The 21,123-nt window shown below is 55.8% G+C and carries 20 protein-coding genes and 1 other RNA gene; 14 read left to right on the plus strand and 7 right to left on the minus strand.

Translation table 11 applies throughout. The features are described 5' to 3' along the window. Position 1: 1 nt before the first annotated feature. Positions 2–934, minus strand: a complete 933-nt coding sequence (locus tag FPY71_RS05615; RefSeq protein ID WP_149298380.1) for an alpha/beta fold hydrolase — start codon at positions 932–934, stop codon at positions 2–4. Positions 935–1,050: 116 nt separating this feature from the next. Here FPY71_RS05615 and FPY71_RS05620 point away from each other — a divergent pair, with 116 nt between their 5' ends. Next, positions 1,051–2,043 carry a ribonuclease T2 family protein gene (locus FPY71_RS05620; RefSeq protein ID WP_188052219.1) on the plus strand — a complete coding sequence of 331 codons (993 nt, stop codon included), beginning with the start codon at positions 1,051–1,053 and terminating at the stop codon, positions 2,041–2,043. Between the two features lie 203 nt (positions 2,044–2,246). Here the strand turns inward: FPY71_RS05620 and FPY71_RS05625 are convergent, their stop codons facing one another. Then, on the minus strand, positions 2,247–2,543 hold the full coding sequence (locus FPY71_RS05625; RefSeq protein ID WP_149298384.1) for a Dabb family protein: 297 nt from the start codon (positions 2,541–2,543) through the stop codon (positions 2,247–2,249). Positions 2,544–2,754: 211 nt separating this feature from the next. Here FPY71_RS05625 and ettA point away from each other — a divergent pair, with 211 nt between their 5' ends. From ettA to FPY71_RS05650, 5 genes are all read left to right on the plus strand, one after another. After that, positions 2,755–4,404, plus strand: a complete 1,650-nt coding sequence (ettA, locus tag FPY71_RS05630) for an energy-dependent translational throttle protein EttA (RefSeq protein ID WP_149298386.1) — start codon at positions 2,755–2,757, stop codon at positions 4,402–4,404. 160 nt (positions 4,405–4,564) lie between these two features. Continuing rightward, the gene (locus FPY71_RS05635) at positions 4,565–6,043 is read left to right on the plus strand and encodes a sensor histidine kinase (RefSeq protein WP_149298388.1); all 1,479 of its coding nucleotides are present in this window, start codon (positions 4,565–4,567) and stop codon (positions 6,041–6,043) included. After that, the gene (locus tag FPY71_RS05640; protein WP_149298390.1) at positions 6,027–6,482 is read left to right on the plus strand and encodes a response regulator; all 456 of its coding nucleotides are present in this window, start codon (positions 6,027–6,029) and stop codon (positions 6,480–6,482) included. Before FPY71_RS05635 ends, FPY71_RS05640 begins: the two co-directional genes overlap by 17 nt. Positions 6,483–6,559: 77 nt before the next feature. Next, positions 6,560–10,468: an Ig-like domain-containing protein gene (locus FPY71_RS05645; RefSeq protein WP_149298392.1), complete on the plus strand. Its 3,909-nt coding sequence runs from the start codon at positions 6,560–6,562 to the stop codon at positions 10,466–10,468. 262 nt (positions 10,469–10,730) lie between these two features. Then, positions 10,731–11,357: a DedA family protein gene (locus tag FPY71_RS05650; protein WP_149298394.1), complete on the plus strand. Its 627-nt coding sequence runs from the start codon at positions 10,731–10,733 to the stop codon at positions 11,355–11,357. 11 nt (positions 11,358–11,368) lie between these two features. Here the strand turns inward: FPY71_RS05650 and FPY71_RS05655 are convergent, their stop codons facing one another. Continuing rightward, the gene (locus tag FPY71_RS05655) at positions 11,369–11,698 is read right to left on the minus strand and encodes a DUF2293 domain-containing protein (RefSeq protein WP_425457858.1); all 330 of its coding nucleotides are present in this window, start codon (positions 11,696–11,698) and stop codon (positions 11,369–11,371) included. 81 nt (positions 11,699–11,779) lie between these two features. Here FPY71_RS05655 and FPY71_RS05660 point away from each other — a divergent pair, with 81 nt between their 5' ends. Next, entirely contained in the window at positions 11,780–12,772 is a 993-nt protein-coding gene (locus FPY71_RS05660) for an ArsR/SmtB family transcription factor (RefSeq protein WP_149298397.1), read from the plus strand. Between the two features lie 13 nt (positions 12,773–12,785). Continuing rightward, the gene (gene metF, locus FPY71_RS05665; protein WP_149298399.1) at positions 12,786–13,712 is read left to right on the plus strand and encodes a methylenetetrahydrofolate reductase [NAD(P)H]; all 927 of its coding nucleotides are present in this window, start codon (positions 12,786–12,788) and stop codon (positions 13,710–13,712) included. Between the two features lie 156 nt (positions 13,713–13,868). Here metF and FPY71_RS18560 read toward each other — a convergent pair whose 3' ends face one another. The 4 genes from FPY71_RS18560 to FPY71_RS05680 form a co-directional block, all read right to left on the minus strand. Continuing rightward, on the minus strand, positions 13,869–14,345 hold the full coding sequence (locus FPY71_RS18560; RefSeq protein WP_210246237.1) for a hypothetical protein: 477 nt from the start codon (positions 14,343–14,345) through the stop codon (positions 13,869–13,871). A gap of 93 nt (positions 14,346–14,438) precedes the next feature. Beyond that, the gene (locus tag FPY71_RS05670; protein ID WP_149298401.1) at positions 14,439–14,840 is read right to left on the minus strand and encodes a DUF4112 domain-containing protein; all 402 of its coding nucleotides are present in this window, start codon (positions 14,838–14,840) and stop codon (positions 14,439–14,441) included. A gap of 77 nt (positions 14,841–14,917) precedes the next feature. Further along, entirely contained in the window at positions 14,918–16,114 is a 1,197-nt protein-coding gene (locus tag FPY71_RS05675; RefSeq protein WP_149298403.1) for a lytic murein transglycosylase, read from the minus strand. A 203-nt stretch (positions 16,115–16,317) separates the two neighbouring features. Beyond that, positions 16,318–17,088 (minus strand): glycoside hydrolase family 25 protein, encoded by a 771-nt coding sequence (locus tag FPY71_RS05680; protein ID WP_149298405.1) that lies wholly within the window; start codon positions 17,086–17,088, stop codon positions 16,318–16,320. A gap of 258 nt (positions 17,089–17,346) precedes the next feature. Here FPY71_RS05680 and FPY71_RS18435 point away from each other — a divergent pair, with 258 nt between their 5' ends. The 6 genes from FPY71_RS18435 to rnpB all read left to right on the plus strand — a co-directional run bounded on the left by FPY71_RS18435 (position 17,347) and on the right by rnpB (position 20,844). Then, positions 17,347–17,544, plus strand: a complete 198-nt coding sequence (locus FPY71_RS18435) for a hypothetical protein (RefSeq protein WP_188052220.1) — start codon at positions 17,347–17,349, stop codon at positions 17,542–17,544. Between the two features lie 190 nt (positions 17,545–17,734). After that, the gene (locus tag FPY71_RS05690; RefSeq protein WP_149298407.1) at positions 17,735–18,454 is read left to right on the plus strand and encodes a J domain-containing protein; all 720 of its coding nucleotides are present in this window, start codon (positions 17,735–17,737) and stop codon (positions 18,452–18,454) included. Beyond that, positions 18,451–19,212 carry a peptidoglycan recognition protein family protein gene (locus tag FPY71_RS05695; RefSeq protein ID WP_246160138.1) on the plus strand — a complete coding sequence of 254 codons (762 nt, stop codon included), beginning with the start codon at positions 18,451–18,453 and terminating at the stop codon, positions 19,210–19,212. Before FPY71_RS05690 ends, FPY71_RS05695 begins: the two co-directional genes overlap by 4 nt. A gap of 190 nt (positions 19,213–19,402) precedes the next feature. Beyond that, positions 19,403–19,909, plus strand: coding sequence for a lytic transglycosylase domain-containing protein (locus FPY71_RS05700; RefSeq protein ID WP_149298409.1), 507 nt, complete (start codon positions 19,403–19,405; stop codon positions 19,907–19,909). A gap of 88 nt (positions 19,910–19,997) precedes the next feature. Beyond that, positions 19,998–20,351 carry an iron chaperone gene (locus FPY71_RS05705; protein ID WP_149298411.1) on the plus strand — a complete coding sequence of 118 codons (354 nt, stop codon included), beginning with the start codon at positions 19,998–20,000 and terminating at the stop codon, positions 20,349–20,351. Between the two features lie 93 nt (positions 20,352–20,444). Continuing rightward, positions 20,445–20,844, plus strand: an RNA gene (gene rnpB / locus FPY71_RS05710) — RNase P RNA component class A. Positions 20,845–21,123 lie beyond the last annotated feature (279 nt).

A 21,123-nucleotide genomic window follows, 5' to 3' on the forward strand; every position in this document is an offset into this window, starting at 1 on the left:
TTCAGCCGGTGGCTTTTTTCAGCCATTGGCCCAGTGATTGCAGCGCCGCATCGCGATAGGCTGGCAACTCATTCAATGTTTCGTGCCTGGCGCCGGATATCAGTTCCAGCGTCAGGTTTTTTTGTCCGCAATGCTGCAGTTTTTCCGCCAGCCTTTGCATTGAGCCACCTTGCTCTGTGACCGGGTCGGCAGTGCCCGCAAGCAGGTGAATGGGCAATCCTGCCGGCAGGCATGCCAGCGATTTTTGCCGGCCTCCCGTCATGACCATCTGCAGCAGGTTCTGTGCCATGGAGTTTGTGGCCGTCCACCCGCAATGCGGATCGGCAATGTAGGCAGCAACGGCATCTCTGTCGTGGCTCAACCAGTCAAAGTCAGTCTGTCTTGGGGAAACGCTGTTTCGCCAGCTTTCAAATGTTGCGCGCCGCAACAGGCCGCTTGCAACGTCCGACCCTTTCAAACCCTGCTCCGCCTTCAATGCTATCCGCGCAAGATGTTCCTGCGGACCAACATCGAAATTGCAGTTCCACAGGCACAGCCCCGCCATGTCATGGCTGTGCGATATGGCATAATTCAGCGCCAGCAGCCCGCCCATGGAATGGCCGAAAATAAGGACTGGCAGTGCGCCGTGCCTGCTCAACGCCAGCGCTCTCACAGATTGCCAGTCGCGAACAACTGCCTGCACCCCATCTTTGCGGGCAAACTGCCTGGGAGGGGCGTCAATCGCAGTCGTTGCACCATGGCCGCGGTGATCCGCTGCGTAGGCGTGAAAGCCGCGCTTCGACAGCCAGTCGGCAAATGCGTGATAGCGGCCGCTGTGCTCTGCCAGCCCATGCATAACCAGCATAATGGCGCGGGGCCTGCCTGTAGCCATGGTCCAGCGAACCGCGAGCCGCGCCCCCGTGGCAGATGTCAGAGTCTCGGTGCTGTCAAACATGAAATTATCGCATAGACCGTGAGGGTGACAAAGGAGCTTTCAACTGTGTCGATGCCCGGCACAATCCCACCAAAAGCGTTACACACTTTTGCGTAAACTGTTTTATGGTTCACGACATGAAACGAGTTCTTATCACGCTTGCGGCGTTTGTCCTGACAATTTTGCCTGCAAATGCACAGGTGCCAATGACGGGCACCTTTGTTGCTGAAGCAACTTGTGCCGCGCCTTCCGCCATCAGGGAAGGCGGGCCAAACCCGGGAAATGTCACCGTTGCCGCCGGACAATCCTACCAATTGCTGGGTAGAAACTCTGTACCGGGCAGCCATTACCTTATTCTTGTGCCGGGTGCAGAGCCGGAACGCCGCTGGGTGCCATATGGCTGCGGGCGTGTCGGCAGCCAGCCAGACAGCACGCAGGAGGCGCGACGAGCCGTTCCTGACATCGACGCATCACAACCAGAAGTCGAAGAGTTTGTTCTGGCGGCCAACTGGCATGCCAGCTTTTGCGAAACACGCCCTGATATGCGTGAATGCAGCGGCGGCGATTCACCATTGAGCTTCGCGCTTCATGGTTTGTGGCCACAGCAAGCCGGGCAATATTGCAACGTGCCGGACAGAGTCAGATCAGCGGATGAAGCAGGGCGTTGGAGTCGCTTGCCAGCCGTCGAGCTTTCACGCTCTGCAGCGCGCAACCTGGCGCATGTCATGCCCGGTGTGGAATCGGGGCTGGACCGGCACCAGTGGGTCAAGCACGGCTCCTGCTCGGGCCTGCAGCCAGACGTTTACTTCAACAGTGCCGCCCGCCTGATCAACCAGTTGAACGAGTCACTGGTGGGCGAGCTTTTTGTGCGCAATGTCGGCAACACGCTATCATCCAGGCAAATCCGCCGGGCATTTGACGATGCCTTTGGTCGTGGGGCAGGCGACCGCGTGCTTGTGGATTGTGTCACCGTTGACGATCGCCGCCTTATCCGCGAATTGCGGATTTCTCTCGCCGGGCAAATCTCGCAGGACCAGCCGCTTGCAAGGCTGATTGCCAGTGCACCGCAGCAGGCATGGGGCTGTCGCGAAGGAGAGGTGGATGCACCAGGGCAGGCGCGCATCAGGTGATTTGATCGCCCGAACGCGCCAATTTTTAGTCTGGTCGCATTGTCTTGCGTTGAAACGAATCCGTTTCAAAGAGAAATGCTTTGACGCGTTTCAGCTGATTTGATCACCCGTAACGCGCCAATTTTTAGCTTGGTCGCATTGTCTTACGTTGAAACGTATCCGTTTCAACGAGAAATGCTCCGGCCAAAAAACAGCGGCCTTCATCAACCTTTGTCAGGAATTTCGTAATCTGCCGAATAGCGCAACTCGCGCATCGGACGCACGGTGCGGGTTGATTCGGCGTAAGTCGGATGCGCCTTGTAAGCGGCGAGCGCGTCACTATCGGCAAATTCACCGTAAACGATGATGTCGATATCATTGCCCATCGGGTCCACCTTCCCGTTCATGCACACTTCAAAATGCGTGCTGTGAGGAATGGTGCCCAGTGTTTTCAATTTCTCCACAATCGCCGGAATGTCGGCCTTGTCACGTGCACTGAAGAAAACAATGTGGCGTATCATTCTCGTGTTCCGATTGCTGGCTGGCGCATATGGCGACTGGATCGAACGGATTGAGCTTCACGTCAAGCCTTTGCATTCTCGCCCTGTCTTCGCCATATAGAGGCGTAATTCACATGCGCTGCTGATTTTTTGCCTGAAACAGGTTCTGTTCGGGCAGATATCAGGTCACAGCGCCTTTGTTCACCAGCTTGCAGGAAATCCGGGACGGCTCATGGCTCGCCAGTTCATTTATCACATGTCCGACCTTACCAAGGCTTACGGAAACAAGAAGGTATTGGAGAATATCAATCTCTCCTTCTACCCAAACGCAAAAATCGGCATTCTCGGCCCAAACGGCGCCGGTAAATCCACGCTGCTGCGAATCATGGCGGGCACGGATAAGGAATTTACCGGTGAGGCCTGGGCGGCGGAGGGCGCAACAGTTGGCTATCTGGCCCAGGAGCCCAAGCTGGACGAGTCGCGCACGGTCGTCGAAAATGTGATGGAGGGCGTTGCTGATAAAAAGGCAATTCTGGACCGTTACAACGAACTGATGATGAACTATTCCGACGAGACGGCGGAAGAGGGTGCCAAGCTTCAGGATATCATCGACAGCCAGAATCTCTGGGATCTGGAAAGCCAGGTCGAAATGGCGATGGATGCGCTGCGCTGCCCTCCGGGTGATGCGCTTGTGGCCCCGCTGTCGGGCGGTGAAAAGCGGCGCGTTGCGCTTTGCCAGCTTCTTCTGGCCAAGCCGGACATTCTGCTGCTGGACGAGCCGACCAACCATCTGGACGCCGAAACCATAGCCTGGCTGGAAAAGCACCTGCGTGAATATGAAGGCTCTGTCCTCATGATCACGCACGATCGCTACTTCCTGGACAATGTCACCGGCTGGATTCTGGAGCTCGATCGTGGGCGGGGTGTGCCTTACGAGGGCAACTATTCGACCTACCTTGAAAAGAAGTCCAAGCGGATGGAGCAGGAAGGGCGTGAGTCCGACAGCCGAATGCGCGCCCTGAGCCGTGAGCGGGAGTGGATGCAGCAGGGGCCAAAAGCCCGGCAGTCCAAGTCCAAGGCCCGCATCAAAGCCTATAATGAGTTGGTTGAGCTGGCCGAAAATCGTCGCCCGGCAGATGGCAAGATTGTTATTCCGACTGGTGAACGGTTGGGCAACCGGGTCATCGAGATTGAGAATCTGACCAAGAGCTACGGCGACCGGGTTCTGATCGAGAATCTTTCGTTCAAGCTGCCAGCAGGTGGAATTGTCGGGATTATCGGGCCGAACGGCGCGGGTAAATCCACCCTGTTTCGCATGCTGACGGGTCAGGAAACAGCCGACTCGGGCGAAATCAAAATCGGTGAGACAGTGGATCTCGGCTATGTTGACCAGAGCCGTGACGACCTTGATGCAGATAAAAACGTCTGGGAAGAAATCACCGGCGCTGTCGATATTATGAAGCTGGGCAAATACGAAATGAACTCCCGCGCTTACGTTGGGAACTTCAATTTCAAGGGTCCGGACCAGCAGCAGAAGGTTGGCACTCTTTCGGGTGGTCAGCGCAACCGCGTGCACCTGGCCAAAATGCTCAAATCAGGTTCCAATGTCATCCTGCTGGACGAACCGACCAACGATCTGGACACGGAAACGCTGGCAGCACTGGAAGACGCGTTGGAAGAATATGCGGGCTGCGCAGTGGTCATCAGCCACGATCGCATGTTCCTGGACCGGCTTGCCACCCACATTCTGGCATTCGAAGGTGACAGCCATGTCGAGTGGTTCGAGGGCAACTTCGAAGATTATGAGCAGGACAAGATCCGTCGCCTTGGTCCGGAATCGGTTAATCCCAAGCGCCCGACCTACAAGCGCTTGACCCGCTGATGCATCTGGCGGCCCGGAAAACAATGCTCCGGGCCGCCGCTAGCCTGGCTTTCATTTCACTCATCTTCAGATTTCAAAAATTTAATTCAGTTATTTTCTCGAAGAGCACTGTCTTGCCGCTACTTGTTCATGCAAGCAGTGCACCCAAACGGGAAATTTTATGAACCGGCTTGATTTCGCCCAGTTGTTTGCAGCCCTTCCATCGCCGCATCTGGTATTGGATACAAATATGCGGGTTGCCGCGGCAAATCCTGCTTACGAGGCAGCAACGGGCAGATCATCGACAGACTTGGCCGGAATGGATTTTTTTGAGGCGTTTCCCGGGCGGGGAGCAGCCGTTCGGCAGATCAGAAACTCATTTCTGACCGTTGTTTCCACCGGCCAGCCAGACCGGATACACAGCATTCTCTACCCGATTGCAGAGGCCGGTGAACCGCGCATGGAAGCCGCCGAGCGTTATTGGCGCGTGGTGCATACGCCGCTTTTCGATGCGGCGGGACAGCTCGCTTTCGTGCTGCACAGCGTAACTGACCTGACAGAAATAACGCATCTGCGGGCCGCGGTCACTGTGCCATTCAGCAATCTGTTGCCCGATGCCGATGCTCGGCCAGATGATGCGCTGCTTGGGTCTGGCGGAGTTGAACGGCGCAAAGATGCGGACTTTCGGCGGTATTTCCAGCAGGCACCGGCCATGGTTGCGGCATTTCAGGGTGCCTCCCATGTCTTCACCTTCGCCAACGACACTCTGGTGAAATATCTTGCCGGGCGCGAGCTTGTCGGGCGCACTCTGGCACAGGCTATTCCCGAGCTGACAAGCATGGGGCTGGAGGCCGAGTTCAACCGGGTTTATCAAACCGGGCAGCCATTTCACATTGGCGGTTTGAACATCCCATTGCAATTGAGTGAGGACGGCAGCCACGTCGACCGGTATGTCGATATTTCGCTGCATCCCATTCGCGATTCAACCGGTGAAATCATCGGCACCTTTGGTCAGGCCACAGACCAGACAGATGCCATACAGGCATCCCGCCGGCAGCGCCTTCTGCTGGATGAGTTGAACCACAGGGTCAAGAACACTCTTTCTGCGGTTCAGTCGATCGGACGGCAATGCCTGTTTGGTGGTAAACCGCCGGAGGAGGCTCGCAGGAATTTTGACTCCCGCATACGTGCACTATCGATCGCGCATGATGTGCTGAGCGAGCGTTACTGGCAGCAGGTAGAGTTTCAAGTCGTGGTTGAACGGGAACTGTCGGCCTTCAACAGCAACTCTATTGTGCTGGACGGACCGAAAATTCTGCTGGACCCTAATGAGGCAATAGCGATTGCGCTGATATTTCACGAGTTGGGAGCAAATGCGGCAAAATATGGATCGCTGGCGCAACCAAATGGCAGTCTGCACGTTGTATGGAGCGAGGATAAGGCAGTTCCAAACCGCTTGAACGTTGAGTGGCGTGAAACTGGAGGCCTTGAACAGAACGTCAGTGCGGAGCCGGGCTTCGGTCTCCGCATGCTTCGGCGAATTGTTGAGGGTGAATTGAGTGGTCAGGTCGATTTCGAATTTAATGCGGCAGGATTTACCTGTTTGATGAATTTTTTAATAGAACAGCAGGCGAGAAAACCCGATGGCTCAGTTGGATGACGAAGCACACAGTTCTGGTCTGCGGGTCTTTATTGTAGAAGATGAAACGCTTGTCGCCATGCAGTTGGAAGACATGCTTTTTGATCTGGGGTGCGAGGTTGTAGGTCTGGCAATGCGCTTGCAGCGAGCCTGCGATATGGTTCAGGAGGTTGGGCCAATCAGCGTTGCGGTTCTTGATGTGAACATCAATGGCGAAAAAGTTTTTCCGGTCGCGCAATATCTCAGAGGCAAGGGTGTGCCGCTCGTATTTACGACCGGCTACGGTCGCTCGGGACTGGAAGGTGCCTGGGACGAATGGCCGGTCCTTTCCAAGCCTTACACGATGGAGCAATTGTCGGATGCCATGCAGGAAGCGGTGTCTGTCAATCTTTCGGGCCTGTCTGGCGGATCGGACACACCCGTTCAGAAAATCGGCAGTAGCCACGCAAGTCATATATAAAACATATAAAATTGTTTGACTGATAGATCATTGCTTGAATAATGCTCCCTAAGATTTTTAAAGCTTAGGAGCTGATTATGGTCGGAGCGTCAAACACCGCGGCAAATGCCGCTGGGCAGCTTTCGTCAACCAGCCGCGATACATATTACCTGACTGATGGAAATGTGCGGATCCCTGTCGAGCCCGGTCAGAAGGTGACCGTCAAGCCACAGGCGGGGCAACGCTTTCGTCTGGTCAAACGGCCGCCCTATATGGTCGATGAGAATGTCGGTGAGGTGGTGGCCGTTGCAACTGAAGCCGGGGATGCCGCTGATCTGGTCCTGATGGCCGATAATGGTGGCCAGGTTGTTCTGGACGGATTTTACAGCACAAATGCCTTTGTGGAACTGGCTGGAAAAGATGGCGGCGTGTTCGTTATTGACCGCACAACGTCGGCAATTCAAATCGGGGCCGATGGCAGCCGCCTCATTCATTTTTCCGGTGATTGGAGCGCGCTGCAGGGTCTGTCCAGCAGCTTCGCCGCGCAATACGAAGTTCTGAGCGGGGCTTTTCTGCTGCAGGGTATTTCGGTGCCGCCCAGCCTTGGCTGGCTTGCAGGCCTAGGTGCCGCTGGGGGTGCGGTTGGTGCTGCACTGGGTGGTTCCAGCTCCAGAGGTGCAGACTCTGCCACAGACGATGGCGATGATGACGCGGTTCAGGTTGCGCCGACAATTGTGTTTGGCACCGGTGTGGGTGAGCGGACATCAGAATCTTCGGCAATGCAGTCCGGCGGTGCGGTGCGCGTGACCGGCGGCTTTGGTGAAACAGTCACGGTTGTTTTTCAGGGCAAGGAAGCTGTGACAAAATCCTTTACCAGCTATGGCACGGCGCAGGCTGTGCGGCTGACAGAGGATGATCTGGAAAAGCTGGGCGAGGGGACGGTAACGGTAACTGCCACGGGCCGTACCATGGCTGGCAAAGCTGGGCCTGCTGCAACAACCAGCTTTGTACTGGATCTGGCGCCGGAAGCGCCAGTTCTTGAACTGATATCCAATATTGAAAATGGCGCCACCCGTACCGAAGCTTTGCAGGAAACCGGCGTCATGCGGGTATTTGCAGAGGCCGGGTCTACCGTTTCTGTCATCATTGTTGGTCAGAACGGCACAGTGTTGAAAACTGTTCTGGTTGGCAGTGAACCCGGGCTGGTAAAGCTGACTGAGGATGATCTGGAGCGACTGGGCGATGGCCCGGTGGATGTTTCCGCTACGGCAACCGATGCTGTGGGCAACCGCAGTGACATTGGCGAAATCGCTTTCAACATCGACACAAGTGAAAATGCGCCGGATCTGTCGCTGGGCAACGACCTGTCAGGAGGCGGAACAGCCGCGGAAGTGCTTGCTCATGTGGTGGCTGTCTCAACCGACACGCAGGCTTCAATTACTGTGACATTCACGCGTGGGTCCAACAGCGTTGTCAAAACCGTCGAGAACGGCTTTGAGGGTCAGCATATTGCTTTGACAAATGAGGATATCGCAGCGCTGGGCGATGGCACGGTGCAAATATCCGCAATTGCCTCTGATGCTGCCGGCAATGTCAGCACTGCTGCAACGTCCTCTTTTGTGCTGGACACGGTTGCACCGGAATTCACCACGCAAACACTGACTGCCAAACTCGTGGCCAGTGCCAACATTGTTCTGACATTCAGCGAGTCCATCATCGCCGGAAGCGGGATGATTACACTGACGTCCGGATCGCAGACACTGACATTTGTGGCAAGCGACACAAGTCAGGTCACGATCAGCGGCGACCGGTTGACCATCAATCCGACAAGCGACCTGATTGCTGGAGTGCGCTATGAGGTGACGATCGGTGCCGATGCCGTAAGAGACGTTGCGGGCAACGAATTTGCCGGGCTGGCACAAGGCGTTTGGGGCTTCGATACCCAGCCGGCGCCAATCTATCTGACAGACATTGCCAACGGCATTGGCGGCTTTGCCATAACCGGCTCTGCAGGACATAACAGCGGCTACAGCGTAGCGGGCGTCGGAGATTTTAACGGCGATGGGCTGAGCGATATTCTTATCGGCGCGCCTGGAGGAACCGGGACGCTTGGGCGTTCATATATCGTCTGGGGCAAAGCCAACAACAATGCAGTGACTGCTGGCGACCTTTCTGGCGGTCAGGGCGGTATTGTGCTGATGGGCGAAAATGTTGGCGATATGACTGGCCAGTCCGTCGCCTTTGCCGGAGATGTGAATGGCGATGGTTATGACGATGTGATCATCGGCGCATCCGAATACAACGGAAAAGCCGGCATGGTTTATGTTGCCTTCGGCGGCAGCTCGAACTCGACGATCGAGATGAAGGATTTCGGCACCAACAGTCGGGGCTTTTACATTTCGAGCTCAGAGGCCAACGGGCTGGTCGGCTACAGTGTTGCCGGCGCAGGCGACGTTAACGGCGATGGTTATCTGGATATACTGGTTGGCGCAAATGGCACCAGCAGCGGAAGAGGCCGCAGCTACATCGTGTTCGGCAAGAGCAATCTGGACACGGTGAGTCTGGAAGATGTTGCTCTTGGCAATGGCGGCTTTGTGATTGATGGGGAAACTGCCGGCAATGGATCGGGCTTTGCCGGTGACGGGCTTGGCTACAGCGTGTCGGCTGGCGGAGATATCAATGGCGACGGTTATGCAGATCTGTTGATTGGTGCGCCGGGTTACTCAGATCAGCAGGGCCGTTCTTACGTCATGTTTGGTCGTGCCAGCCCAACCAGTACGCTGGCAGCAGACCTGGCAGCTGGTGCGGGCGGCTTTGCGATTATTGGTGAAAGCGGCGACTATGGCAGCGGCCACACAGTCGCCTATGCCGGCGATGTCAATGGCGATGGTTTTGCTGATATTGTGGTGACTGCACCTGCATATGGTGCTTTTGCCGGTCGGTCATATGTCGTGTTTGGCAAAACGTCCAACATGAACATTGACCTGGCTGATGTGGCGGCTGGCACGGGCGGGTTTGTCATTACCCGCACTGATGACTTGTCATATGCAGGCTTTAGCGTCTCCGTGGCAGGTGATGTCAACGGAGACGGTTTTTCGGATTTGCTGATTGGTGCCTTTGGTGATGGGAAAGATACCAATACCGGCAAAGGCATGACCTATGTCGTCTTCGGAAAAACTGACAATTCTGCGGTGGAGTTGGAAACGATTGCCGCGGGAGAGGGCGGGTTCGCCATTATTGGTGAAGTTTCCGGAGACCACAGCGGATTTGCAGTTGCCGCTGGTGGCGATGTCAACGGCGATGGTTTTGCAGATCTGGTGGTAACAGCCAAGGATGCTGTCGGCGGCGCCGGGCGCACCTACGTTATTTTTGGCAACACCACAGGCGCGTTTAACGCCACTCATGTTACCGAAACCGGAACGGATGCTGCTGACAGCCTAACTGACGGTGGCAATTCCAGAACCATTGTGGCGGGAGCTGGTAACGACAGTGTTCAACTGACGGGTGCAAGCATAGCCTATGGTGGACTGGGAGATGACAATTTCATCATTGGGGAAGCCATGCGCGCAGCTCTGGGTGATACGGTTAGCGGCGGACGGTTAGCACGCATTGATGGTGGCGCTGGCAACGACACGATCACACTGCAGGGCTCCGGTATGGTGTTGGATTTGACCCAACTTGCTTTCCAGGGGCAGGAAAATCCAAATGGCGGCAGCCGTATCAGCAGCATAGAGAAAATCGATCTTACCGGTTCCGGAGACAACATGCTGATTCTGGATGCGCAAAGCCTTCGCAGTATGGTTGGCAATGATAGCGCCGGCACTAAGACGCTGTTTGTTGATGGCAACTCCGGCGATATGGTTGATTTCAGCAATGATGCATTGTGGTCTGTCGGCATGTCGCAAGAGGACGTCGGCGGGACAATGTATAATGTGATCACCAGCACCACGATGCCGGCAGTTGTCTACCTTGAAGCCGGCGTTACTAGCACCGTATTGCTTGGCTGATCCGGTCGTCGCGCTGTTTGCAATGTCAATTTTCCGTGCCGTGCGTCCGATATGGCGCACGGCACAGTTTTAACTTCAGCCTGCATGCTTTACAGGGGTGATTTCACAGGAGCGTTCAGGTGATGTCTCATTCATCCGAACGCTCTTACTCTTCGTTTTTGCCGCATTGTCCTGGCGTTGAAAACAGTGCCGTTTCAACAGGACATGCTCTGAAGCAATTGGCGCTTCACAACATGCGAATGCGCCAAAAGGAAAAGCCCCGATGGATGAGTTCGTTCGAAGCCTGATGGAAAATTACGGTGCGTTCGGCATCGGACTTCTGATGTTTCTGGAGAATATCTTTCCGCCTATCCCGTCGGAAATCATCATGCCTTTGGCTGGCTATCAGGCCGCAATGGGGCAGATGTCCATCATCACTGTCATCTTTGCCGGCACTGTTGGCACTGTGCTCGGCATTCTGCCCTGGTACTATCTTGGGTATTTCTTTGGCGAAGATCGCATTATCCGGCTTTCAGACAAATTTGGCCGGTGGATGACTATGTCGGCGTCTGATGTGCGAGCGGCTGATCGCTGGTTTCGCCGCTACGGCTACTGGGCCGTTTTCCTCGGCAGGCTGGTGCCCACTGTCCGCACCCTTATTTCCGTACCTGCCGGGCTTGCGCAAATGCCAATGCCAGCCTTTCTCTTGTTCTCGACCATCGGCAGTTTGATCTGGACGTCATTTCTGGCATTTTCCGGCTACATCATGGGCCAGAATTACGAGCTGATAGATGGTTATGTCGGGCCGGTTTCCAATATTGTCGTTATCGGCATTGTGCTGCTTTACATTTACCGAGTGGCGACCTTCAAGCCGGAAAACCGCAGGCCAAAAGCAAAAGCCGACCTGTAACAGGGCGGCAGTCACTCATCGGCTTCATCGGCCGCCTGATGCTCCGGCTGGGACGTCAGGTGGCGGGTTGCACCCCAATCGTCCAGCACTTCGTTAATTCCATCCAGCACAAAGAACAGGGCCTCGTCCCTGCCATAACCCTCGTCCCGCAGCGTATCGTAATCCGTGTGCTGATGGCGAATATGAGCTATGGCCGCCAACCATAGAGCCTGGGCTGGCGGCATGTCGCGCAGGTGCGGGGCTTTTGCAGCTTCCCGAATGGCCTCCGCATCATAAAATGGCACACGCGGAATGGTGAGGGTGAGCGCCCGGTCGATAGCCTTCTGTCTGTTTGTTGCCATTTCAATGGACCTTGCTCAAACCAGTCGCGTCATATAAACATATCCTTATGTCTATCTTATTCGCGGTGAATCGTGAAGGCCATGCTGCCATTTACTGAATGTGTCGATCTGTTGAAGGCAGTGGGTGAGCCGACGCGGCTGCGTCTGGTTCTTCTGTTGTCGCAGGGCGATTTGACGGTCAGTGATATGGTGACAATTCTGGGTCAGTCGCAACCGCGCATTTCCCGTCATTTGAAGTTGCTATCCGAAGCGCGGGTTATCAGCCGCTATCAGGAAGGGGCGTGGGCCTACTTCCGGCTGGATGATGGCGCAGCGGCCGGGCTTGTGCAATGCATTTTGCCAACGCTTGACCTGTTGGACCCGATGTTGACCAGAGATGCCGAGCGGCTGGAACTGGTGCGGCGCGAGCGTGCAGAGCGCGCAGCGGACTATTTCGCCAGCAATGCGGCGCAGTGGGACAGAATTCGCTCCATGCATGTTCCGGATGCTGAAACGGAGAAAGCGTTGCAGGCGGTTCTGGGTGATGAGCCCTATGGTGCACTGCTGGATGTTGGTACCGGTACCGGGCGCATGCTGGAACTGCTGGCCCCGGCGTCAGCGCGCGCGCTGGGCATCGATGCTTCTCGCGAGATGCTGGCAATTGCCCGCGCCAAGCTGGACAGCAGCAATTACTCACATGTTACCGTTCGTCAGGGAAGCGCATATCATCTGCCAGCGGATGGCGGAAAGTTCGACCTCATAACCCTGCACCAGGTTTTGCATTACCTGGACGATCCCGCCAATGCGATAAGGGAAGCGGCGTCAGTGCTGAGCCCCGGCGGTCGGTTGGTGATTGTCGATTTTGCCCCGCATGATTGCGAGTTTCTGCGCACCGACCATGCGCATTTGCGCCTTGGCTTCAGCGATGAAACCTTGAACGGGTATTTTGAAGGTGCCGGGCTGGCTTTGGAAGCCGGGCAAACATTGCCACCCGCTGGAAAAACCGGCGAAGAACTGACCGTGCTAATTGCGCTGGCGCGCAAACCGGCCAACGCATTGCCGGGCGAGCATCTGCGCTCAGCGCAACTTGCCTGACAGGAAAGAGATTATGTCCGACACAAGCATTCGCAAGCCGGCAATTCGAGTTTCGTTCGAGTTCTTCCCGCCAAAATCACCTGCGATGGAAGAATCGCTATGGAATGCAGTTCAGCGGCTTGCGCCTCTTTCCCCCGCGTTCGTTTCAGTGACCTATGGGGCAGGTGGCTCCACGCGAGAGCGCACACACCACACTGTCAGCCGGATTTTGCAGGAAACCGCACTGGCACCGGCGGCGCATCTGACCTGCGTCGACGCCTCACGCGAAGAAGTTGACGAGGTTGTTCGGCAGTACCGCCAGACAGGCGTTCGCCATTTCGTGGCTCTGCGTGGCGACAGCCAGAATGGTGCGGGTGCCGATTTTGTCGCTCGGGCCGATGGCTATCGCAACGGTGCGGAGTTGACGGCTGGACTGAAATCCATTGACCCGGACTTCGAGATTTCAGTTTCCGCCTATCCGGAAAAGCACCCTGAAAGCCCGGACTTTGCCACAGACATCGATTTGCTGAAGCGCAAAGTGGACAATGGCGCTACGCGCGCGATCACGCAGTTCTTTTTCGACAATGAACTTTATGAGCGTTATGTCGAGCGCGTTCGCCGGGCCGGCATCTACATTCCCATAGTTCCCGGCATTGTGCCGATCCACGATTTCACCAAAATCAGCCGGTTCTGTTCCAGCATTGGCGCATCAATTCCACAATGGCTGGCTCAGCGCTTCGAGGGGCTGGAAAATGATCCGCAAACCCGCTCTCATGTTGCTGCGGCGGTGTGTGCAGAGCAGGTGCTGGATCTCACCCGCCGCGGTGTTTCAGATTTCCATTTCTATACGATGAACCGGGCCGATCTTGTCTATTCCATCTGCCATATTCTGGGCTTGCGGCCTGATGCGGCAGCCGGAGTGGAGAAGGTGGAAATGGCGCACGAAAAAGCCGGGCTTTAAAAGGCCCGGCTCCTATCGGTCATTGAGAAGCACCTGGCATAGCTGCCGAATGTCAGGAAATGACACCCGTAACCAACGCACCGATAAAAACAAAGGCGGCGCCTATCATCAGCAGATTTAGCGAACGCGTAATTTCCATCGGAAACAACTCCCTTCTCACGGTATGTTGCAGTTTGAATTAATATAAACGCTTCGTAAACCCAAAATCGTTGCGGCAAAGCCGAAGAAACAGAAAAATAATACGCAAGAACCTAATTTAAAACGATAAAAATGCTGAAATTTTCCAGAACCCGTTAATCCGTTAGATAAAATTCGCTGCAACGCGGTAATGTTTGTCCGTGAGCGAAAACGCCATAATCTAAAGGAATTTACGCCTTTCGAGGTAGATTTGATGATTGGCGATGACTGTGCACTGCAACCATAAGGCAGGCGCCGCGAACCTCGCATCGAACGGTTTTTTGCCAATGCGATAAAGTTTGCCAAAAAGCCAAGCGGAGGTTTCAGTGAATAATATTGGGATCCAATTGGCTGCACGCAGACACAGAACGTTGCTGCAAATGCGCGGGTCCGATCATGGAAACGGCCCTTTCCGAAAAGCAGAAGCAGTTTCTGAGAATGGATGTTGGAGCGCATGCGCGCATGTTGCCGCTGCTTTACCCTGACTATGACAGGAAAGTGGCTCAATGCCGTATCTGATGAAACCGATCGGCGTGAGCCACTATTGTATCAGGCCCGGTCGGGCCTGACACCGAAATGCTCGTGAATGATGTTCACATTGCGCTTGTGCGATTTGAAATAGACGTCAAAAACGTCGCCCGCGACCGGCACGGCACCAACCACTGTGTCGACGCCAACATTATAGGCCATTTTCAACAGCAGATTGCGTGGCACGCCCATGCGCCGTGCTTCGTTGATGATCAAAAGACCAACAAGCGCGCCACCTGCGTCACCCACCAATGGCATAAGGCCCATCACCGAATCCGCTCCGAAGCGGATGCCGGTGCCCGGTATGCGAATGGCGGTATCCATAACCCGTGCCAGCAACGCCAGCCGCTTGAGGCGGCGCAGGCGTTCTGAATGTCCCATCGTCGCATGGTCACCGGGCAGAATATATTCGACCGTGATCATTCCCGCTTTTCCTCCGTGGGAACGCCGGAACACACCGGCGTACTCAATATAGGAACGGATTGACGGCGTTAAAGGCTCTACTGCAACCTGCCGAGCAGGGCAGGGGTTGGCCAGCCATCACCGGGCAAGCCAAGCCGCAATTGCTCTTCACGTACGGCCGCTCTGGTGTTGGCACCCAGGATGCCATCCACCTTGCCGACATCGTAACCGCGCGAAACCAGCCGCTGCTGCAACAGTTTCATCTGGTCGCCATCCAGCCCCGGTTGCGGATTGCCGGGGCGCACTGCTGGCGCTCCATCAAGCCGGGTTCCGAAATAACCCGCTGTCAGCGCATAGGTGAGCGAGTTGTTCCAGGTGATGTAAATGTCAAAATTCGGGAACGCCAGAAATGCCGGACCGCCGCGGCCCTGCGGCAGAACGATGGAAGCAGGCAGCGAGTCGCGCTCCAGCGGTGAACCATCAGCTTTTGTTACACCCAGGGCAGCAAAATTGGCCCGCGGTTCCTTGGCAACAAGCGCGGCACGTTCAAACGGAAAATCGTCTGGAACACGGATTTCTTCAAGCCACGGTTCGCCAGCGCGCCAGCCCAGCGACTGGATGAACTTGCCCGTGGTTACCAGAACATCGGGCACATCCGTCAACAGGTTGATCTGGCCGTTGCCATCAGCGTCTGTTCCGAATTTGATGTAATCTTCCGGCAGCATCTGGGTCTGCCCCAGCTCACCTGCCCATGCCCCACGCATTTGCTGAGGCGTCAGGTAGCCACGATCAACCAGTTCGATAGCACCCATCAGATGGGGGCGAAAAAGTTCTGGCCTGCGGCAGTCATGCGCCAGCGTGGCAAGTGCGTTCAGTGTGTCAAAATCCCCCAGCACCTTGCCGTAGTCGGTTTCCAGCCCCCAGAAGCTGGCAATCACTGCTCCCGGCACACCCGTTTCCGCTTCTACCTTGTTGAACACGGAAGCATATTTTTTCAGATTGGCTCTGCCATGTTCCAATCGGTTGTTGTTGACCATGCGGCCCTGGAACTGCATCCACGCCTGTTGAAACACGCCCTGGGCGCGATCCCGCTGAAGAACCTTCTGGTCCTGGCGAACATTGGCCAGGGCTCTGTCCACACCAGCCGGAGACATGCCGCGCGAGATGGCTTCTGCCCGGACGCCCTGAACAAATTCACCAAAATTTCCACCGCAGGCAGCGGTCTGCGCAAGTGCGGCAGTGCTGGTTGCGAGTAAAAGGGCCAATGGCAGGCCGAAACGGCGGGCAGCAGACATGATGAATCCTTGGATGAGCCAATATTAAAGTGGGCAAAGCGCGAGAAAATGGCGGTTTGAAGATTTCGGCACGTGTGCCGGGCACATATATTGCATAGCTCGACCATCACATGCGATTTAACCGCGGCGGTAGAGGTGGCCGGCTCGTGGTGTCGCCTCATTGTCATGCCGATGAAAACGACCCTCGTGCAACGGGAAATTTTCTAGCGTTTGGAAACCGTGGCCAGCCATTTGTGCCAGTCTTCGCGGGTGCCGGCATAGGCATTGCGGTCCACCTCTCCACGAATACCCGCAACGGTGCCCGTGGCGGTATACTGCCACAGGTGAAACTGCCGATCCTCGTAAATTTCGTCAGGATGGGCGGCAACTGCCCGAAGCCAGAATTTATGTCCCGGAAATGCGCCAACCAGCCTTTCCCTGTGCATATCGACAGTCGAGTAAATCATGGGGCGCACGCGATAGTGCTTTTCCAGCGCATCCATGAACGCGCCCATTTCTCGAATCACCTCTGCTCGCTCAGGACGGCGTGTGCAAGTGGGAGAATGCGGTGTCCATTCAACGTCCAGAACCGGCGGAAGCGACAGGGCATCCTGCGGCACATTCTTGATGAACCATCGGGCCTGCTCTATCCCCGGGCGGCACCAGTAGAAAAAATGATAGGCGCCGTGGGGAATGCCCGCTGCCCGCGCTCCACGCCAGTTTTCATGAAAACGAGAATCCAGAAGGTCTCCACCCTCCGTCGCTTTGATGTAAACAAACTCGACGCCGTCCCGACGAGCAGTGTGCCAGTCAATTTCCCCCTGATATTTGGAGATGTCGATGCCGTGGATAGGGTAATGCGCTGAAGTCTGGCCGGAAATGCGTGTGAGTCCGAGGTCTTCAACACTCAGTGATGCCGTTTGACAGCCAGCGATTGCGAGGACGAGTGGAACCGTTGCCAGCGATAGCAGCCTTTTAAAAAGATTCTTCCGCATGATTTCGCGTCACCCCCGTCGGACAATTCTGACTTGCGTTTCAGTTGCGACGCTGCGCTAACTATCTGTATTAATTTAAATTATTTGCGCTTTTAGCCCGCGCTTTGAACCAAGCTTGCCCTATTTGCCTTACCTCAGCCTGTCAGTTGCCTATCACCGTGGGAAATAAAAATTAACGCAGAGTGATGCGACATTTTGAACTTTATTGCCCTTACCGGGTTTGAAAGGCGGTGGGACGATACAAAAGGATGGAATTCCATGCGTAGGTCTTTGATAGCTTTAGGCGCTGCAGCGCTGCTGGGTCTGGCGGCCTGCTCAGACAATTCGAGCACCCCGGCTGATCCTGCGCCACCGCCACCGCCGCCATCGGGCGCTGCGACACCGCCCGCGGATGCACCGCCACCGCCGCCGCCACCAGCACCTGCTCCGGGTGGCACAACTGGTGGTACTCAATAGTGTCAAATTTGGCGGCCCTACGGCGCATCTGCCATAGGGCCGCAACAAGACAATTTCGCGAAACCGCTTCAAAGTCGCGGCGTCTGAGGGTATGACTGTGGCAATATTGCTGGTCGAGGGTGGGTAAGCCCCGGCTGGTTCTTTTTTTAAACAGTATCGGCTGCTCTCTGCATCCGGTCGGGAAAGCCGGATGTCGATCCTCGCTACTCTTGGCGCATTGATGCGCGACCTTGCAAAGCAAGGTCTATCCGCTCTTGAAGCAATTTTCGAGCGGCTGCGCACTCTGTATGCCGGCGATACTGAAACCCGAAGGCGGGTTGCGTTTTCCGTTGCCATGATCGCGCTGGCTGCAAAAATGGCGAAGGCGGATGGTGTCGTAACCCAGAATGAAATCACGGCATTCCGCCGCATTTTTGTCATCCCGCCTGAAGAAGTGGCAAACGTGTTTCGCCTCTATGATCTGGCGCAGCAGGACACCGCTGGCTACGAATTATATGCTGCCAGATTGCGCAGACTTTGCAGCACATCCTGCGATGGCGACTGCGCCATGTTGACGGACGTGCTGGACGGGCTCTTCTTCATTGCCGCGGCTGACGGCATGGTGCACGAGCGCGAACTGGACTTTCTGTCCGATATTTCCCGCATATTCGGGCTAAGCGATCGCGAGTTCGAACGGATCAAGGCCCGGCACGTCCTTTCCGGACCACAGGGTGACTATGCGATTCTGGGTGTTTCGCCTACCGACACAATGTCGGTCATTCGCAGCCGCTACCTTGATTTGGTCAGGGAGAATCACCCTGATCGGCTGCAGGCGCGGGGACTGCCGGAAGAGTTCATGGCCATTGCAACTGAGCGTATGAAGGCCATCAACGCCGCCTGGGACAATATTTCCAAAGTGTCTGTCGCGTGATTTTTCAACCAGACAGCGTCATCGTAAATCGTGTGGTGGCATCTCAGAACTTCGGCGAAAGGCGCGGTTGCGCCGGGCCCGATATGCTTGTTCTGCATTATACCGGTATGAAAGATTGTGCGTCCGCCTTGCATCGGCTGACGAAAGAGGAGGGCGGCGTTTCCTCGCATTACCTGATCGAAGAGGACGGCACGGTTTTGCAGCTTGTGCCGGAAAAATCGCGGGCTTGGCATGCCGGACAGAGCTTCTGGCGGGGCATAACCGACATAAACTCCCGCTCTATCGGCGTTGAAATTGTGAATGGGGGCCATGATTACGGGCTGCCACCATTCCCGCCAGCGCAAATAGAGGCAACGATCCGACTGTGTCGTGATTGTGTCGACCGTTGGGCGATTGCGCCGGAAAACGTGGTGGCGCATTCCGATATAGCGCCGTCACGCAAACAGGATCCCGGCGAATTGTTTCCTTGGGATCAACTTTCGGCGGCAGGTGTGGGCCTGCATGTTCCAGCGCCTAAAATTGCCAGTGGGAGATTTTTGTCTGCAGGCGATCGCGGGCAGCCAGTGGAGGCCTTTCAATCCATGTTGGCGGCGTTTGGTTATGATTTGGAATGCAACGGTGTGTTCGATGAAACAACGCGTCTGGCCACAATTGCATTTCAGCGCCATCACCGGCCAGCACAAGTGGACGGGGTCGCGGACGCAAGCACAATTCGCGTTCTCCACACGCTGTTGACCATGCGGCCCAGCCTTTTGTGAACAGGGCGTGTTAGCCATCAGCATTGCCGGAATTGTTTCAACCGTTAACATTGCGTGATTGAAAAGACATATTGCTGCACCCTTTCCTTTTGCAAAAGACGGCCTAGAAGCCTTGGCGTGTATTGCAGGGTGTCGATAGATCAAGCCGGTGGGCGCGTTTAGGCTGCTGGTTTTCAATCTCAGGAATATAATGAACAGACTGCCCGCTATTCTCGGGTCGGTAATGCTTTTGCTTGCCCCGATACAATTTGTACAAGCCGATACGGCCTCGACAACTTCAACCGCGCCCTTGGCCGAGCCAGAAAGCCAGAAAATATTTGCTGATGAGCCTTTTGCAGATTTGATAGCTGCGGAGGCCGAGCGTGCAGGCGTGTCGGTGGAGCTGGCCCACGCGGTGGTTTTTGTCGAAAGCAACTATCGGCCCGAGGTGACAGGCTCAGCGGGCGAAATCGGGCTTATGCAGATCAAGCTGGCAACCGCCCGGGACATGGGATTTCGTGGGAGCCGCAAGGCCCTGTACGATCCAGCGACCAACTTGAAGTATGGCTTGAAATATCTGGCTGGTGCGCAGGAGCGTGGCGGCGGCACATTGTGCGGCACCATTCTGAAATACAATGCCGGGCACTTCGCCAAACGCTCTAACCCGACCTCACGCAAATACTGCAAGAAGGTGAATTTGCAGTTGGCCAAATACTAGGTGGCAGACATATTGCCGCTCTGATGGCGGCGTGCGGCGTTTAGCCCGATTTGTTGCCTTGCGACTTGGCGGAAGGCATAGTGCCAGCATGACGATGGATCATCATGATGCGTATATTGCCGCCGCCCCGGAGCAGTTCCGCGCCATGTTGAGCCAATTGCGCGCCCAACTCTCGCGGGCGCTGCCGGACGCGACAGAAGTCATCAAATACAATATGCCCGGCTTTCAGATCGAGGAAACGATCATTGCGGGCTATGCGGCCTTCAGCAAACAGTGCGGCCTGTATGTCGATCCGGCAGCCATCGCCGCATATGCTGACGAAATCTCTTGCCTGAAACTCACGGCCACGAAGACCGGGGTTACATTCTCGGCAAAGCAGCCGATCACGGATGAGCTTGTGGAAAAACTGGCCGTCAGCTCGCGCAGACTCAAGGGCTTCTAGCGCTGTTGGATCACTGAGCTCAAACCCCGGCTATCTGATGATTGCCGCACTGGTTGCTTGACATTTGGCGGCTGCCGCCACAGTTATCGCGCGCCAGTTGGCCGGGCGGCCGCTTCACGTCAATGCCGAAAGGTGGCGGAAGAGGAAAGTCCGGGCTTCGCGGAGAAACGGTGCCGGGTAACGCCCGGCGAGGGTGACCTCAGGGAAAGTGCCACAGAAAGCAGACCGCCTTGAACCCGCTTGCGGGTTGTAAGGTAAGGGTGAAAGGGTGGGGTAAGAGCCCACCGCGTTTCTGGCAACAGAAATGGCAAGGTAAACCCCACCGGAAGCAAGACCGAATAGGAACGGCGTGGCAGCTTGCTGCCGGTCTTCTCCGGATTATGCCGTTCGGGTAGGTTGCTAGAGGCGCAGCGTAAGTTGCGTCCCAGAGGAATGGTCGTCGCATGGCCCCCGGGCCATGGCACAGAACCCGGCTTATAGGCCAACTGGCTCCTTTGATTTTTTGTATGGGATAACGCCCCACCGGGGCGAAGTCTTTGGTGCGCCTTGTTAACCATTTGATAAATTTATAAAAAGTAAATTCCGGCCTGCGCTTGCTCCGGGCTGGATTCCATGCCTGTGGGGTGCTTTCCCATTGACGCCCAAGATGGCCCATGGTAAACGATTAGACAAAATCGGGGTCGTCGCCTGGGGCGGCATTCACATCATCAATCAATCATTCCTGTTGCTGTGCGATGGGGTGGCGGTTCGTGTTCGGGCTGCTGGCGGGCTT

Source organism: Aureimonas fodinaquatilis, from assembly GCF_008369445.1.
GTDB lineage: Bacteria > Pseudomonadota > Alphaproteobacteria > Rhizobiales > Rhizobiaceae > Aureimonas > Aureimonas fodinaquatilis.

Excerpts from the sequence above, each read along its gene's own strand:
- FPY71_RS05680 (WP_149298405.1), bottom strand. The coding sequence starts at position 17,088 with ATGCGGAAGAATCTTTTTAAAAGGCTGCTATCGCTGGCAACGGTTCCA.
- FPY71_RS18435 (WP_188052220.1), top strand. The coding sequence starts at position 17,347 with ATGCGTAGGTCTTTGATAGCTTTAGGCGCTGCAGCGCTGCTGGGTCTG.
- FPY71_RS18560 (WP_210246237.1), bottom strand. The coding sequence starts at position 14,345 with ATGCGCTCCAACATCCATTCTCAGAAACTGCTTCTGCTTTTCGGAAAG.
- FPY71_RS05705 (WP_149298411.1), top strand. The coding sequence starts at position 19,998 with ATGACGATGGATCATCATGATGCGTATATTGCCGCCGCCCCGGAGCAG.
- FPY71_RS05635 (WP_149298388.1), top strand. The coding sequence starts at position 4,565 with ATGAACCGGCTTGATTTCGCCCAGTTGTTTGCAGCCCTTCCATCGCCG.
- FPY71_RS05655 (WP_425457858.1), bottom strand. The coding sequence starts at position 11,698 with ATGGCAACAAACAGACAGAAGGCTATCGACCGGGCGCTCACCCTCACC.
- FPY71_RS05640 (WP_149298390.1), top strand. The coding sequence starts at position 6,027 with ATGGCTCAGTTGGATGACGAAGCACACAGTTCTGGTCTGCGGGTCTTT.
- FPY71_RS05615 (WP_149298380.1), bottom strand. The coding sequence starts at position 934 with ATGTTTGACAGCACCGAGACTCTGACATCTGCCACGGGGGCGCGGCTC.
- FPY71_RS05645 (WP_149298392.1), top strand. The coding sequence starts at position 6,560 with ATGGTCGGAGCGTCAAACACCGCGGCAAATGCCGCTGGGCAGCTTTCG.
- FPY71_RS05690 (WP_149298407.1), top strand. The coding sequence starts at position 17,735 with ATGTCGATCCTCGCTACTCTTGGCGCATTGATGCGCGACCTTGCAAAG.
- FPY71_RS05625 (WP_149298384.1), bottom strand. The coding sequence starts at position 2,543 with ATGATACGCCACATTGTTTTCTTCAGTGCACGTGACAAGGCCGACATT.
- FPY71_RS05620 (WP_188052219.1), top strand. The coding sequence starts at position 1,051 with ATGAAACGAGTTCTTATCACGCTTGCGGCGTTTGTCCTGACAATTTTG.
- ettA (WP_149298386.1), top strand. The coding sequence starts at position 2,755 with ATGGCTCGCCAGTTCATTTATCACATGTCCGACCTTACCAAGGCTTAC.
- metF (WP_149298399.1), top strand. The coding sequence starts at position 12,786 with ATGTCCGACACAAGCATTCGCAAGCCGGCAATTCGAGTTTCGTTCGAG.
- FPY71_RS05675 (WP_149298403.1), bottom strand. The coding sequence starts at position 16,114 with ATGTCTGCTGCCCGCCGTTTCGGCCTGCCATTGGCCCTTTTACTCGCA.
- FPY71_RS05660 (WP_149298397.1), top strand. The coding sequence starts at position 11,780 with ATGCTGCCATTTACTGAATGTGTCGATCTGTTGAAGGCAGTGGGTGAG.
- FPY71_RS05650 (WP_149298394.1), top strand. The coding sequence starts at position 10,731 with ATGGATGAGTTCGTTCGAAGCCTGATGGAAAATTACGGTGCGTTCGGC.
- FPY71_RS05670 (WP_149298401.1), bottom strand. The coding sequence starts at position 14,840 with ATGATCACGGTCGAATATATTCTGCCCGGTGACCATGCGACGATGGGA.
- FPY71_RS05700 (WP_149298409.1), top strand. The coding sequence starts at position 19,403 with ATGAACAGACTGCCCGCTATTCTCGGGTCGGTAATGCTTTTGCTTGCC.